Raw genomic sequence first — 14,251 nt, 5'->3', positions numbered from 1 at the left:
TCAAACTCTCACTTGTTCGATGCTGTTGTTGTTTTTTTGGGCTAGGTACTCGTGGTAAATGATATCAACAACGCGTGTGCCTGCCATGCCGTCCCATTTATCTGGAATGGAGCCGGTTTTGGCACTCCCTTTGAGGATTGATGATGCCGTTTCAAGGATTTTTTCTGGGGATGTTCCCAGGAGATAGTTGCTGCCGATAGTAACGGTTATTGGCCTTTCGGTATTATGCCGTAACGTCATGCAGGGTATCTGCAAATATGTGGTTTCTTCCTGGATGCCTCCAGAATCGGTGATGACAAGGGACGCTTTTTCAACGAGGCTCAGGAAATCGAGGTATCCAAGTGGCGGCATGATAAACACGCCAGAGTTTGAACCAGCTGAAGAATGGTCATGTTGTAGCTCGTCATCCGGGTAGGTGCTCCAATTGACGAGAGATGTTAAGCCAAACAATTCAATATGCTTTAATGTTCGGGGATGTATGGGAAAGATGAGAGGGATGTCTTGGGATATCGTATGGATTGCAGAAAGTAATGGCTCCAATGTTTCTTGAGTATCAACATTGGATGGACGATGGAGCGTAACTATTCCGTAACGTTCTGGCAGGGCGAGTTGCTCACGAATGTCTGACAATCTCGCTTTCTTTAAATGGCGTTGCAACGTGTCTATCATGACATTGCCCACCATATGTATTTTTTCGTCCGGCACACCCGAGTGTCGGAGATTGTTTATGCCACTTTCCTCGGTGACAAAGAGAAGGTCACTTATTGAGTCGGTTAAGATTCGGTTGATTTCTTCTGGCATATCCGGATCGAATGAACGCAAGCCCGCTTCAACGTGGACAATGAGTGGTCGTCTTCGGTTGCTGTTCGCTGGATATTCAATTTTTGCAGCGACCAGACTGCAGGCAATGGTTGAGTTGACATCGCCAACCACAAGAAGAACATCAGGCTGTTCGGCTAGCAGAACAGGTTCAAACTTTTTCATTATCTCGGCAGTCTGGACAGCATGTGAGCCGGAGCCAACTTCAAGATTGATGTCCGGTTTTGGGATTGCTAAATCGTCAAAAAAGGTTTGTGACATCTTTTTATCATAATGTTGTCCGGTATGAACAATCACATGTTGAATAGCGCAGTTGTCTGGAGAGATTGTGTTGTTAAAATTGTCTACAGCCCAAGCTATTGCTGCGAGTTTCATGAAATTGGGACGCGCTCCAGCGACTGATAGAAGTTTCACGAATAACCTTTATGGAAAAAATGATGGTAGCTGATATGTAATTTCAGTTAGCTTGTTTAGTAAGCAAGGGAGTTGGGTAGCTACCAGAATTTACCCTATCCTTGATTTTTAAATAAATATCTACAAACATTAACGATATCAAGATTTTCTCCAATCGGCAAGAATAAATGTTTTGGCTATGTTTTGTAGTATTAAGCAGAAAGGTTATCGTGGGTGACTTTCTTCATGGCGGTATAGGCAGAAAGTGATGAGGAGTAATGTTTTTCAAGAATCTGTCAATTCTTTACAAGGGTCTGATTTACAATAATATTGGCAATTCATTTTAACCTAATGATTTGAAAAATCCTTTGCTGTTCGGGTTAGTTGTTAACTCGATTTCAGCAAAGGATTTTTCTCTGTCGCGAACCCTCAATTCTCTATTCTTAAATGGGTTGATGAGCTTGCAGAGTTACGGATGTCGTGTTGCCCCTTATGGTATCGTTGTTGGTAAAATTGTAATAAAACCAACTGATTCTTCTGAATGATTTGTTTCACTGTCTGCGGCTTGTTCTTCCTGGAAGAAAAGATCTACTTTCGTGGTGCTGAGGTCCTGAATTCTCAGTGCGCCGGTATCACTGCTATTCATTGTCTGTGCTTCAATGAAAAGGAAAGGGGTGTCATTAAAAGAATCGAGGAATGTAATGCTTGTCAATTTATCAGTCACAGGTGTCGTCGGCAATTGAGCAGAGAAGTAAATGTTGTCCACCGAGCCTGAGCCTGTGCTCCAGGCGAGGTAAGAAACAGATTCTGCAACGTGTTTGCTTCTTTTCGATTCCTGTTCCTGTAGCAGGTAGGAAAAGGTATCTTTTGTGACAACGTTTATCCGTCCGGTCACGGCATCCGTCTCATTTTCAGATACTATTGTCGTCAATACCACAGGCGGTGTTGTGAATGGTGCCCTGAAGCTGATTGTCTGTTTTCTGGTGGTGCCATTAAAGCTGCCAATTTCTATTGCGGTACCATCTGGTAAGGTAGCCTGGCCTTGCTCGAGGGCTATGAAGCTCACTGTTTCCTGAAGATGCTTGCCATCCAGGTAGTCCCATTCCTGCAGTCGTATTTCGAAACCGGTCTTATCGAGATTTCGAACCCTTGTTACCGTTGCATCCTTGTCATTATTTGTCGGAGGGCTGATAAAAACAGCAGGATTTGTGAAACTGTTTTCAAAAATCACTCTTACCCAATCGTTTGTGATGTTGAGTTCACCTATTTCATAATTCAGAATGATTGTAGGTTGCGCTTCTTCTACAAGGATACTTTTGCTTGCCAATGGGCTGCTTGCTCCGCCATCGTCAGTGACCTGGAGTGTGGCTGTGTAGGTTGCAGCGTTGGTGTATATGTGCTGAACTGATTTTCCGGATCCTGTGGTGCCGTCACCGAAATTCCAGCTATAACTTGTAATAGTTCCATCAGGATCTTGTGAAGATGATGCATCAAAAATTGCGGTCAACGGTGAGGCGCCTTGGGATGGTGAAGCAGTGAATGATGCACTGGGGGGCTGGTTGATAATGGTTGTCGGTGTAACTACAATCGGTGTACTTTCATTGTCGGTTAAACCTTGGCTGTCTGTCACAAGAAGCGCGGCACTATATGTTCCTGCGGCAGTATAGACATGCGATGTTATGTCTCCAGAACCTGTGCTACCATCTCCGAAATCCCACTCATAGCTGACTATGGTAGAATTGATGGCGGTAGAGGCAGACCCATCAAACGTAACGGCAAGTGGAGCTTCGCCTGCAGCCACCGATGAGGTAATGGTTGCTGCTGGTGGTACTGACTGGCTGATAACCTCATTGACCTGTATAATCGTTGAGGTTGTTTCTACATTGCCGGTGGTGTCATGCACGAGGATACTTGCGGTATAGGTGCCGGGGATAGAATACGTGTGTGTTGGGGTTGTTCCTGTCCCGGTATCACCATCACCAAAATCCCAACTGTATGTGATGATGTTGCCTGTTGAATTTGCTGCATTGAATGAGACTGTAAGCGGGGCTGTTCCCGAGATCGGGGTGGCGGCAATGTTTGCAACTAAGTTTTCGGTTGTATCTCCTGTGGGAGACGGGCTGTCGCTGATGGTAAACTCGAAAGGTGGTGATTTTAGGCTGTCGGTGCCATCAGTATAATGTGCAGCCAGCTCGTAGGTGTGAGTGCCGTTTGCGGTTATGAATTGACATGTTATCGATGTTGCTGTCGGATCGCTGGTAATGCACACCTGCAGGGAATCTTCAAAAAGTTTGTAGCCTGCCAGAGTTTTCTCAGGAGCAGCAGTCGGGTCAAAAGAAAGGGCGATATCGAGGGACCTTAATTTGCTCGTTTCACCAATGGTGAACTGGATGGCCGATGATGTCTGGCCTTCAGTGCCGTCAGTATAATAGGCAGATACTTGGTAGATATGGGTACCATCAGTAATGGCAGAAAGACAGGAGATAGTCGTAGCCGTAGGGGTAGTGGTTTGGCAGACAAATGAAGAGTCTATGAAAAGCTTGTATCCCGCCAGGGTTTTTCCATCTATTATTTCGATATCGCTGGGGATAGCCAACTCAATAGAGTTGAGCTGGTTTGTTTCCCCAATACTAAATTCAAAAGGCGGCGATTTCGGGCTTTCAGTGCCATCAACATAGTATGCCGCAAGTTGATATGAATGGGTACCGTCAGTCGTTGCAAAGCTACAGGAGATGGTAGTTGCCCCTGGATCATTTGTTTCGCAAACCATCTGGGAGTCTTCAAAGAGCCTGTAACCTGCGAGGCTGGTATCAGTTATTGCGGCAGCATCGAAAGTGAGGGCAATTTCCAGGGTGCGCAATTGGCTAGTGTCGCCAATGATCGTTTCGCCAATAGTGAACTGAATGGGTGGGGATGTCTGCCCCACAGTGCCGTCAGTATAATATGCAGAGACTTCGTAAGTATGGATACCATCGGTAATGTCAGACAGGCAAGAAATAGAGGTGGCGGCTGGGTCCGTGGTTTGGCAGACAAATGAAGAGTCTATGAAAAGCTTATATCCTGCCAGTGTTTTTCCATCTATTATTTCGATCTCGCTAGGGATAGCCAAATCAATAGAGTTGAGCTGGTTTGTTTCCCCAATACTAAATTCGAAAGGCGGCGATTTCGGGCTTTCAGTACCATCGGCAAAATATGCCGCGAGTTGATATGAATGAGTGCCGTCAGTCGTTGCAAAGCTACAGGAGATGGTGGTTGCTCCTGGATCACTTGTTTCGCAAACCATTTGGGAGTCTTCAAAGAGCCTGTAACCTGCGAGGCTGGTATCAGTTATTGCGGCAGCATCAAAAGTGAGGGCAATTTCCAGGGTGCGCAATTGGCTAATGTCGCCAATGGTCGTTTCGCCCATAGTAAACTGAATGGGTGGGGATGTCTGCCCCACAGTGCCGTCAGTATAATATGCAGAGACTTCGTAAGTATGGATACCATCGGTAATGTCAGACAGGCAGGAAATAGAGGTGGCGGCTGGATCCGTGGTTTGGCAGATAAGTGCGGAATCTATAAAGAGTACGTACCCCACCAGGGTTTTTTGATCTAATATTTCGATATTGCTGGGGATCGCCAAAGAAATTGAGTTGAGCTGGTTTGTTTCCCCAATACTAAATTCGAAAGGCGGCGATTTCTGGCTTTCAGTGCCATCGGCAAAATATGCCGCGAGTTGATATGAATGGGTGCCGTCAGTCGTTGCAAAGCTACAGGAGATGGTGGTTGCTCCTGGATCGCTTGTTTCGCAAACCATTTGGGAATCTTCATAAAGTCTGTAGCCAACTTGAGTGCTATCGGATATTGAAGAGGATTCGAACGTTAAAGCGATCTCCAGGGTGCGAAGTTGTTCAGGGTCACTAATGGTAAATTGAAATGGCTCGGATTTTGGGCTTTCTGTTCCGTCTGAATATCGTGCTGTAAGTGCATAGGAATGTGTGCCGTTTTCGGTAACGAAACCACACGACAGTGTTGTTGCGACCGGGTCGTTTGTCTCGCAAACCAGGACAGAATCTTCATAGAGATTGTAACCGGATAATGTACTGTTTGTCAGAGCTGAAATATCAAAAGAGATGTTTACTTCAAGAACTCGAAGTTGGCCGGCAAAAACTAACGGTGGAAGCGAACAGAGTGCCATCGCAATAATGAAAAGCGTAATGGCTATATTGAACACTTTGCTTTGTATTTTAGGTGAGTCCATAGATACACGTAAGGAAGAGTTCTTGCAGGCTTGTATTGCTGGCTACCAGACGAAAGTGGATATGAGGCTGCCCCGGGCAACTAATTTTCCTGCTTTGGCAAATGTCGTTTAGTTTGACGCTATTTCTGTGCGACAAGTTGCTTTGATTGTCCTTTGCCAGCCTGTTGCAATACCCATTTTAACCAGTCTTTCTGTACGCCTGAAAAATCCTTTTCTCGTTTTTGAATAAAGGCTTCGATGTTTTTCAGGTCAGAAAATTCTGCTTTGTAGAGACCGTCAGCAAATGCTGCATGGCCCTGGAGCGAATAACCTCCTTTCTTTGCGACAGCGAATGTGAGGTCGTGATGATGGTACAATGTGTAATCCGCTGTGACCGATATTGTTCCCTGACGCACTTTTTGAATATAGTCGAAGGTGTAGATGCCGAGCCCGATAACGCACATCAGGGCTATTGTTGCCACTACCCTGTTGGCCATAGTATTGACCTTTGGTGAAAAGAAATCTTTCAGGCTAAGGGGGATGCAGAGTGGGATCTGGCGGTCAATGTCTGAATGGCGGGCGAGGCATGGTTCCACAACCCTTCCTGTATAATTTTCAAGGTCGTTGATTGCCTCGTTATCGGAAGGATTGGTCATTGCCAATTGGAGAACGTTATTCGGTTTGAACTTTAACGGTAAAACGCCGTACATGTTGCAGAGGTAGCGGGGGAGTATTTTTTTCACCTCAGGTGAGAAGCTTTGCTGAAGATCGGTTATGGCGATGCCAAGTTGACTTGCCAGTGTTTCTGCAAGCTGATCATCGGTGATAACCTTCATTCGCACCAGAATGCTTCCAAGCCGGCGATTTCCGCCAACTTGGAGCTTCAAGGCTTGGTTGATGACCTCTTTTGAAACGATGTTGTTGCTAACGAGCAGTTCGCCAAGCATTGGTTTATTTGTCATTGTGGAGCCTCCGGTCAGAAGAGGATGGTATGTTGGATGGTTTTCCGGCGTAAAATGTCTTTGAAAACTTAACAGAAGTTGCAAGGATCACTGGTCTTCTTGGTAATTCAATGTGTCGATGTGTTGAGTTGACGATCTTTAAAAAAAACTGATCAGCGTAATGAAATGATTCTATAGGAGGGACAAGTTTTGCGCTCTTTGTCTTTAGGTGACAATTATCGTCAATCGATCTTTCGGTTCGCTTGCCCATTTTTCGATCAATGTCGTTTGAATGAATTTGTGGCGTGCATCTGCACATCTTGCTGCACTTGGCTCATCTGGTTCATGGCGTTTCCATTTGGCAGTCTCGTAATTTCATGGCGCATTTATTGCTCTCTGAATGGCAATGCTTGCAAATCGTGTGCCGAAGGATGGAGGATGCTTTGTCACAATAATATCTGGTTTAATGATCGCATTTTTTTACGACCTAATCAAGGATGATGGCGTAATTTTCTGTCAGTCAAAAGGGCTTGTTAATGGTTCAGGTAAATTGGATGCTTGTTGTGTTGAGTTTGATGTATCAGAATTAACTGGAATAAACAGGGAGATGAGAGCTGTTGTTAAAAAGTGAGGTGAGAGGCTACACAAGACGCGTTGGGAAGGGAAGATTCAAAAAGATATAGCACGGGTGATTCGAAGTGTCCTTAAACTTCGATTGCAGAGCTGCCACAGCTCAGGAAAGTGTTGACGGCGAAAATGTCCCTGGCTGGGCCACGGTCAGGTGAGCAGGGGGGAGATGGTGAAGGGTTGTAGCCTGTAATGATATTCGATAGGGAGTTAAAGCCACGTGTGACCGGTTTGGCAAAGGTATGGGGTCCCACTGGGCATTGAGTGAGGTAGGATGTTCCGTGGAAGGTCGAGTGCTATCTTGACTATGCTAAGAACATCTCAACAGCTTTGGGGCTGGCTATGCTTTTCGACAGGACTAAGACAGTTCTTCGTGGGATTAGAAAAGGGATTCGGCCCCTTTACTTTTTTGTATGGCAAAACAAAGGCCATGATCATTTTTCATGATCATGGCCTTCAAGGGTTACTCCTTTAAGAAACAGATCAGATGTTGTGACTTTTCATATGCGCTGATCTGAGTAGGATGAACTTTTTAGTCTTTCTTTCTGCGAGCACCAATTCCGGCAAGTCCAACCAAGCCTGTGCCGAACAGGAGCATGGTTGCAGGTTCGGGAACTGTGCTTGCTGACCAATTAAATTGGGTCCCGGCTGCATTGGCCGAAAATATCCAAGTTCCTGGTGTAGTGTCAAAAGATGCTGAGGACATGTCACCCTGGCCTTCGATGACAATTGCAACATTCGAATGAGTAGTGACTTCAAGTGACGTCATTTCGAATGCAAATCCACCGATAGTCCAGAGTTCAAAAGGGGTATCTGCATCTACTGGATCAAAAGTGAAATTGTTGATTGTTCCCACCTGTCCAATGAGTGTTGAAAAACTTCCATCTCCAGAGTTTACAAAAAAAGTGTTATCATCAAAATAACCTACGTACCATGGTCCAAAATCAATACCAGTAGCGTCAGCTACGGAAGTTCCCCCGGTCGGTGCCCACGTACCAATCATTCCAAGACCACCTTCTATTGGTAAAGCAAATGAAGTACCAGCAAGCAGCAATGTCGCCGTACAAGCAAACGCTAATCCTTTTAAAATTGTCTTTTTCATATTTCCCTCCCATATATTTTTAGAATTTCTTCCAGATTCCAGGTCGAATCTGCGATATGTGAACACTTCATATGCATAGGTTATGCCAGATGTGAATTGAAGAGAGTCTGTTATGTATCGGAAGGCTTTAGAGTATTAGCCTTGTGGTTTAGATATCTAAAAGTATTAACTTTTTAGGTGTTTAATGTTTCACTGATTATGATTAGTGCTGGATGATTGCTGAATGTGATAGCAGTAACCGAGGTGGCATGACATTCCGGCATTCCGAAAACACGGATAATGTGTTCCTGTTTGCGGACTTTTGTGGACAGGAGGTGGCTTGTTGTAGTTGAAAAGGAAAAGGTGACGCATCTATTGTTTGAGTTTTTCTTTGCTATTCAGTTGTTCATCTCTGACATTTTGGGCAGTAATAACTTGTTCTCCCCCTAATTTGTACTTTGACGATCGTCGAATTGCAACTTTTGCAAATTTCTCCACCTCTGCCATAAACCTGAAAGTTTATCTGGAAATACCCACCTTCCTGGTTGGCATTGACATAATCGCTGATGGTCGAACCGCCACAAGCAATGGCATTACTTAAGACTTCTCGGATGCGTGTGATAAGCATTGCGCAATGTTCAAAGGTGATGCTGGATGCACTCCGGTTAGGATCGATACCGGCTTGAAAGAGGCTCTCGTTGGCGTATATATTCCCTACCCCAGCCACAACCTGGTTGGTCATGATAAAGCTTTTCACCGGAACGTTTCTTCCTCGAGAAATCTGGAAAAGGTAGTCTGCAGTAAATTCATCGCTGAACGGTTCTGGTCCGGTTGTCCGGAAAAGCGAATTTTCAATTTCTCTTGCTTCTTCGCTACTCAGCGCTTGGATTGAGCCAAAGCGTCTCGCATCTGCGTAGCGCAACTCCATGCCATCGCTTAATAGGAATTGCAGGTGGCAATGTTTGGCAATTTTTCTCTCTGGGGAGAAGATGCCAAGGTTGCCGGTCATGCCAAGATGGATGGCCAGGAGGCTCTTATCTTCCATCTCAACGAGAATAAATTTCGCTCGTCTACGTACTCCCGTGATTCTCCTGCCAATGAGCGTATCTCGTATTTCATCAATCGGGACTGCGATTCGCAATTTCTTGCCGCTATAGCTGATTTTTTCAATGGCCCTATCGATAATGTGCGGGCGAATTCCTCTGCAGATGGTTTCAACTTCCGGTAATTCAGGCATTGATTAGTTCTCCGGAAAGGCAAATGGAGATACTGTATCCATCGTACAGTTCGGCCGCGACGGTGAGCGTCGCTGGGTAGCCTTGGAACTGGCGCGTGCTGACAAGGAAATGAATGGCCCAGCCACCAGTATGCGGTTCAAGATCGGTCAGGATCAGCTCGCCAAACCCCGGCATCCGCATGTGACTCAGAGCTTTTTTGCCTGCCTCTTTTGCTGTCCAGAGCAATGTCAGATAATGACGTTCAGGCAATTCTCCCAAGGTGTGATGTAGCAATTCCTCTTCCTCGGGAGTGCAGAACTTGTCACGAACTCTGATGATTGAGTCTCTCGGTTCCTGAATATCGATGCCGCACCGTGAATCGGCAATGAGTGCTAGGCCAAAGCCGGCTCCGTGGGAAATTGAGAGATCAGTACTTTGCAATTCCTGGGTAAGTGTTCCGTCAAGTTCTGGCCGTCCTGTTTGGTTGTTTGAGATATAAATTTCCCGTGGAGATAAAGAAATTGGGCTGCCGGTAATGGTTGCATGGTATTGCAGGGCGGCCATTTTTGCACAGACTCGTGTGGTGAGCCATTCGTTCTGTCGTTTTTCAAGAGAAAAACTTTCCGCCGTGGCAATTTCTTTGTCGTTGAGCACCTGGCGTTCTATTGGTGTGAGGCCTGCCTGATGCAGATACTTCTGTGGGGAGATTATGGTTAGCATGACCGGCTGCACACGGTGGCGAGGAAACGTCCGCTTTATCATGCCAAGGAGGATTTTGGGAAAAATGTTTATAAACATTGAAGAATTAGGCTGATGCTAAGGTTTGAAAAAAGACTTGCAATTTCATAGTGTCCTAGTAACTAATACATTTGCAAATGGTCTGATTGTGCAAGAGGTTCCGCACTCTTTGTAATTTAATACCAATTAGTAAATAGAGGATAACCATGGATGGCGGTGGAAGCATCACAGTATATGATATAGTCGTCATCAGCTTGTTTGCCATTCTCATCGGGCGCGGGATCTGGCTCGGTTTTTTGCGGCAGATCACCGGGCTGGTGGCCTTGTACCTTGGCTATATTGCCGCTGGCCAGTATCATGACAAAATCTTTCCTTTTTTGCGAGAACTCTCGGATAACCCTGAAGTGGTCTTTCTGGCAAGTTATGGATTGATGTTTATTGCTACGTTTATTGTCATTACGTTGGTGGGCAAATTCCTTGCCCATGCCGTGCAGATTTCAATAGTAGGCTGGTTCGAACGGATTCTCGGTGGTGTGCTCGGCTGTGCCAAGGCGCTCATTGTTGTCGTGCTGCTGCATATGCTGCTTGGGGTAATATTGCCGCCGGAGAGTAAATTGATCCGCACATGTCAAACCTGTAAACCGCTCGATGAAGCGGTGGAGGTGACTCGTCAGTTCATAAAGAGTGAGGACGTGCGTAAGGCTTTCAAGCAGCGTGAGCCTGCTATTTCACTTGATGCTGTAAAGGACGCCCTTGCGCCTATCTCGTCTACTATTCTTGGAGGTGGTGGTTCGAGTGAATCTCCCAAAAACACAGATGATAAGGCCAAAAAGGAAAAGTGAAGCGCATGTCTTGCACTTGGCTGTCTGTTCGTCATATAGTTGTAGTTGAGGTGTCAATTGGGAAGGGAAGGTCGGAGAATGGGGATTCGCCCGAGAAAACCCGAATCGTATGTGACGCGTGATTATCGGCATGTGGTTTCCGGGGATGGTCTTGTAGCGACACGGGTGTGCGTAGATGAGACTGATCTGCACATCTTTGCGGACCGGGATGTCGAGAAGGTGGCTCAGGAGTTAGTTGTTCGATACCGGCTGCAGCTTGAAACACATATCGCCAAGAATCCACTTTTTCTGTCTAGTCTTGAGCCATTACCACTGATACACGTTGCTCCGCCAATTATTCGCGAGATGTTGCAGGCTGGCATTGATGCAGGCGTCGGACCGATGGCAGCGGTTGCCGGTGCCGTGGCGCGTTATGTGGGGATGGGGTTAGTGGCCGAAGGCGCAAGAGAAATAATTGTCGAGAACGGTGGTGATATATTCCTTCATCGACATAAAGATTGTACGGTTTCTATCTTTGCCGGGCAGTCACCCCTGAGTTATAATGTGGGTATCCGTCTTGGCAGTGATAAGATGCCTTGCGGTGTCTGCACCTCTTCCGGGACGATCGGGCATTCCTTGAGTTTTGGCGATGCTGATTCTGTGACAGTCGTAGCGGACTCGACTTCGGTTGCCGATGCCGTTGCGACCAGATTGGGTAACGAGGTGGGCAGAGGGCGAGGCGGTAAAGAGGGTGTAAGCCGTGCGCTTGAGTGTGCCGGGAGATTTCCGGCCATTCGCGGGGTTGTGGTGATCTGTAACGAGATCATGGGGGCTGTGGGAGATATTGAACTTGTCAAGCTGTGATGGACTCGTAAAAAGCTCGATCTACGTAGTTGCAGATCTGAAGTGGCGATTTGCTGTACCATATGTACTGCCAAGTCGCCACCTTAGATGCTGCACCTCGTTTATCAATCTTATTCCAGAGTACATCCGTGTGGCTTAGATGACTTTTTGCTGGATCAGAAGGCTGTAAGGGAGGAAGTGAGGGATGAGCGGGCAGCAAGGAAGTGGACGAGGCAGTGATTTACGCAGAGTTGAGCGCAGGCACCTGGTCTTTTACCTTCGGGTATTTGACGGCGTGGGGAGTAAGGTTATCGGACACATTGTCGATATCTCATCGCAGGGGTTGATGCTAATTAGTGATAATCCGGTGCCTGTGAACGAAAACTACCGGTTGCGGATGCGGCTTCCCGCCGAGATTGTCGATAAGGACGAAATCATCATTCAGGCCACCAGTCGCTGGTGCAAGCAAGATGACAATCCCGACTTTTATATAACAGGGTTTCAGATTTATGATTTAACCCCGGATATCGAGAAGTATATCACGTGCCTCATTGAGGATTTCAGTTTTAATGATCCGGTGTGAACGTTTCAGCTCTTGAGCTGTTCGTTGAGTAGTTTTTCTCCGTACATTTTGACAAATGTTTCAATCTCTTTCTGCCAACCGCCAAAAGTAGATAGGCCTGCATGATTAAGCCTGGAATTATGTAGAATTGAGTTCGCGGGTCTCACGGCTGGCGTTGGATATTCTGCTGTGGAGCATGGCTGGAGATTGTGGGGCACGTTCATTGCGTCCAGAAAATAGCAGGCACCTTCGAACCAGGTGGAGTGCCCCTCTGAAGTGGCGTGCACTATGCCATGGATTTTATCATCAAGCAGTTTCTCAATTTGCAACGCCAGGGTATGTGACCAGGTGAGGGAGCCGTACTGATCGTTCACGACTTTGATCGGTCGTTTCGGATCCTGAAGGGCGAGTCGCAACATCGTCTTAAGAAAATTGTTCCCATATGCTGAATAGAGCCAGGCGGTTCGCAAGATAACGTGGTTTTTTGCATAGTCCAATACGGCCTCTTCGCCGGCCAATTTGGTCCTGCCATATTCGGATAGCGGATTGGTGTGGTCTTTCTCGGTGTATCCTTCCGGTGGTAGCCGTTTTCCATCAAAGACGTAATCGGTTGAAATATGGATAAGGCGGCAATTGTGCCTGGTGGCAGCCTGTGCCAGATGTTTTGGTCCTTCGGCGTTTATGCGCTGGCAGAGTTTTGTCTCTTTTTCGCACGCATCCACGGCGGTATAGGCAGCGCAATTGATAATGACATCAGGGCGTATTTCTTTGACAAGCGCGTCAACACTTTCCTGGTCGCCAATATCAATCTGCGGAATATCGCAGCAGGTGAGATCATGTGCGTTTCCAAGAATGTTGCTGCAGTCTGTTCCGAGCTGGCCTCGGCAGCCAATGATGGCAATTTTCATGAATTATTTCCTCTGTATTCTGATACGCAGTCAACAATATAGTTGCCATACTGGTTTTTTAACATGTCACCGGCCAGTTCTTTCAGTTGATCGAGATTGATGTAGCCGAGTTGGAAGGCGATTTCTTCTATGCAAGCAATTTTTAAACCCTGTCTATCCTGGACCGTCTGTACATAGCTCGAGGCCTGCATCAGCGATTCGTGGGTGCCGGTGTCAAGCCAGCAGAAGCCTCGGCCCAGCGGTTGAACAGAAAGTTTCTTGCGCCGTAGATACTCATTGTTGATGTCGGTTATCTCCAACTCGCCTCGGGCCGATGGTCTAATATTTTCGGCTATCGTAACCACCTCATTATCATAAAAATACAAACCGGGGACTGCGTATCTGGACTTTGGTTTTGTCGGTTTTTCTTCAATGCCGACAACCTGGTTGTCCTTGTCAAATTCGACAACACCGTAGCGTTCTGGGTCTCTCACAAGGTAGCCAAAGATCAGGCCTCCTTCGGTAAGTGTGGCCGCTTTCTTGACGATACTTGAAAATCCTGGGCCAAAGAAAATGTTGTCACCAAGAATGAGACAGACTGAATCGTTGCCGATAAACTTTTTGCCGATCAGAAAGGCCTGGGCGAGTCCTTCGGGTCGGGGTTGAGCGGCGTAGCTGATCTTCAAACCAAGATGGGAGCCATCGCCAAAGAGTTCCTGGAAACCTGGTAGGTCGTGGGGAGTGGAAATGATCAGGATGTCCCGGATTCCGGCAAGCATCAGCACCGAAAGTGGATAGTAGATCATTGGTTTGTCATACACTGGGAGTAGCTGTTTGCTGACGGCCCTAGTGAGTGGATAGAGTCTGGTGCCGGAACCGCCGGCCAGGATTATGCCTTTCATGTTGCTCTATGGTGTGGATAGTGAATGGTGGGCCTTAAGTGTGGGCGATTGTTTTTCAATGCCCGAAAAGGTAATCCAACAGTATAGCCAATAACGTGCAAATATCAAATAGGAAAAAGCGGTGCTTATACCGTTGGATGGGTTTCAAGGTGAGGTGCTTCCGACGGAAAAGTTTCCGGTTCTGCAAGGCGGTAACCTCCT

The 14,251-nt window shown here is 46.6% G+C and carries 12 protein-coding genes; 4 read left to right on the top strand and 8 right to left on the bottom strand.

The window, feature by feature from the left end; all coding sequences use genetic code 11:
* The 3 genes from wecB to BUF15_RS19775 form a co-directional block, all read right to left on the bottom strand.
* Positions 1 to 1,233 carry a non-hydrolyzing UDP-N-acetylglucosamine 2-epimerase gene (gene wecB / locus BUF15_RS19785; protein ID WP_073615450.1) on the bottom strand — a complete coding sequence of 411 codons (1,233 nt, stop codon included), beginning with the start codon at positions 1,231 to 1,233 and terminating at the stop codon, positions 1 to 3.
* Between the two features lie 469 nt (positions 1,234 to 1,702).
* Positions 1,703 to 5,452, bottom strand: a complete 3,750-nt coding sequence (locus tag BUF15_RS19780) for a PKD domain-containing protein (protein WP_073615449.1) — start codon at positions 5,450 to 5,452, stop codon at positions 1,703 to 1,705.
* A 119-nt stretch (positions 5,453 to 5,571) separates the two neighbouring features.
* Positions 5,572 to 6,393 carry a cyclic di-GMP-binding domain-containing protein, MshE-related gene (locus BUF15_RS19775; protein ID WP_073615448.1) on the bottom strand — a complete coding sequence of 274 codons (822 nt, stop codon included), beginning with the start codon at positions 6,391 to 6,393 and terminating at the stop codon, positions 5,572 to 5,574.
* A gap of 379 nt (positions 6,394 to 6,772) precedes the next feature.
* Between BUF15_RS19775 and BUF15_RS26880 the strand changes: the two genes are divergently transcribed.
* Entirely contained in the window at positions 6,773 to 7,003 is a 231-nt protein-coding gene (locus BUF15_RS26880) for a hypothetical protein (RefSeq protein ID WP_143170793.1), read from the top strand.
* A 528-nt stretch (positions 7,004 to 7,531) separates the two neighbouring features.
* On the opposite strand, the gene BUF15_RS19770 is transcribed toward BUF15_RS26880, so the two are convergent.
* From BUF15_RS19770 to BUF15_RS19760, 3 genes are all read right to left on the bottom strand, one after another.
* A complete protein-coding gene (locus BUF15_RS19770) occupies positions 7,532 to 8,101 on the bottom strand; it encodes a PEP-CTERM sorting domain-containing protein (protein WP_084554246.1) in 570 nt (189 codons plus the stop codon).
* Positions 8,102 to 8,486: 385 nt separating this feature from the next.
* A complete protein-coding gene (mutM, locus tag BUF15_RS19765; RefSeq protein WP_073615446.1) occupies positions 8,487 to 9,317 on the bottom strand; it encodes a bifunctional DNA-formamidopyrimidine glycosylase/DNA-(apurinic or apyrimidinic site) lyase in 831 nt (276 codons plus the stop codon).
* The gene (locus tag BUF15_RS19760; protein ID WP_159441335.1) at positions 9,310 to 10,017 is read right to left on the bottom strand and encodes a 4'-phosphopantetheinyl transferase family protein; all 708 of its coding nucleotides are present in this window, start codon (positions 10,015 to 10,017) and stop codon (positions 9,310 to 9,312) included. Before BUF15_RS19760 ends, mutM begins: the two co-directional genes overlap by 8 nt.
* Before the next feature lie 224 nt (positions 10,018 to 10,241).
* Between BUF15_RS19760 and BUF15_RS19755 the strand changes: the two genes are divergently transcribed.
* From BUF15_RS19755 to BUF15_RS19745, 3 genes are all read left to right on the top strand, one after another.
* On the top strand, positions 10,242 to 10,877 hold the full coding sequence (locus BUF15_RS19755; RefSeq protein ID WP_073615444.1) for a CvpA family protein: 636 nt from the start codon (positions 10,242 to 10,244) through the stop codon (positions 10,875 to 10,877).
* Between the two features lie 78 nt (positions 10,878 to 10,955).
* Positions 10,956 to 11,720, top strand: a complete 765-nt coding sequence (locus tag BUF15_RS19750; RefSeq protein ID WP_084554244.1) for a UPF0280 family protein — start codon at positions 10,956 to 10,958, stop codon at positions 11,718 to 11,720.
* 184 nt (positions 11,721 to 11,904) lie between these two features.
* Positions 11,905 to 12,282, top strand: a complete 378-nt coding sequence (locus BUF15_RS19745) for a PilZ domain-containing protein (RefSeq protein WP_073615443.1) — start codon at positions 11,905 to 11,907, stop codon at positions 12,280 to 12,282.
* A gap of 5 nt (positions 12,283 to 12,287) precedes the next feature.
* Here BUF15_RS19745 and rfbD read toward each other — a convergent pair whose 3' ends face one another.
* Complete coding sequence (gene rfbD / locus BUF15_RS19740; RefSeq protein ID WP_073615442.1) at positions 12,288 to 13,169, bottom strand: dTDP-4-dehydrorhamnose reductase; 882 nt, start codon at positions 13,167 to 13,169, stop codon at positions 12,288 to 12,290.
* Positions 13,166 to 14,050 carry a glucose-1-phosphate thymidylyltransferase RfbA gene (rfbA, locus tag BUF15_RS19735; protein ID WP_073615441.1) on the bottom strand — a complete coding sequence of 295 codons (885 nt, stop codon included), beginning with the start codon at positions 14,048 to 14,050 and terminating at the stop codon, positions 13,166 to 13,168. The genes rfbD and rfbA overlap by 4 nt, the downstream gene beginning before the upstream one ends.
* Between the last annotated feature and the right edge of the window lie 201 nt (positions 14,051 to 14,251).

The sequence above is a fragment of the Desulfopila aestuarii DSM 18488 genome (genome assembly GCF_900143695.1).
GTDB classification, from domain to species: Bacteria; Desulfobacterota; Desulfobulbia; order Desulfobulbales; family Desulfocapsaceae; genus Desulfopila; species Desulfopila aestuarii.
Note: the sequence above shows the minus strand (reverse complement) of the source record. Positions and strands in the feature narration are given on the sequence as shown.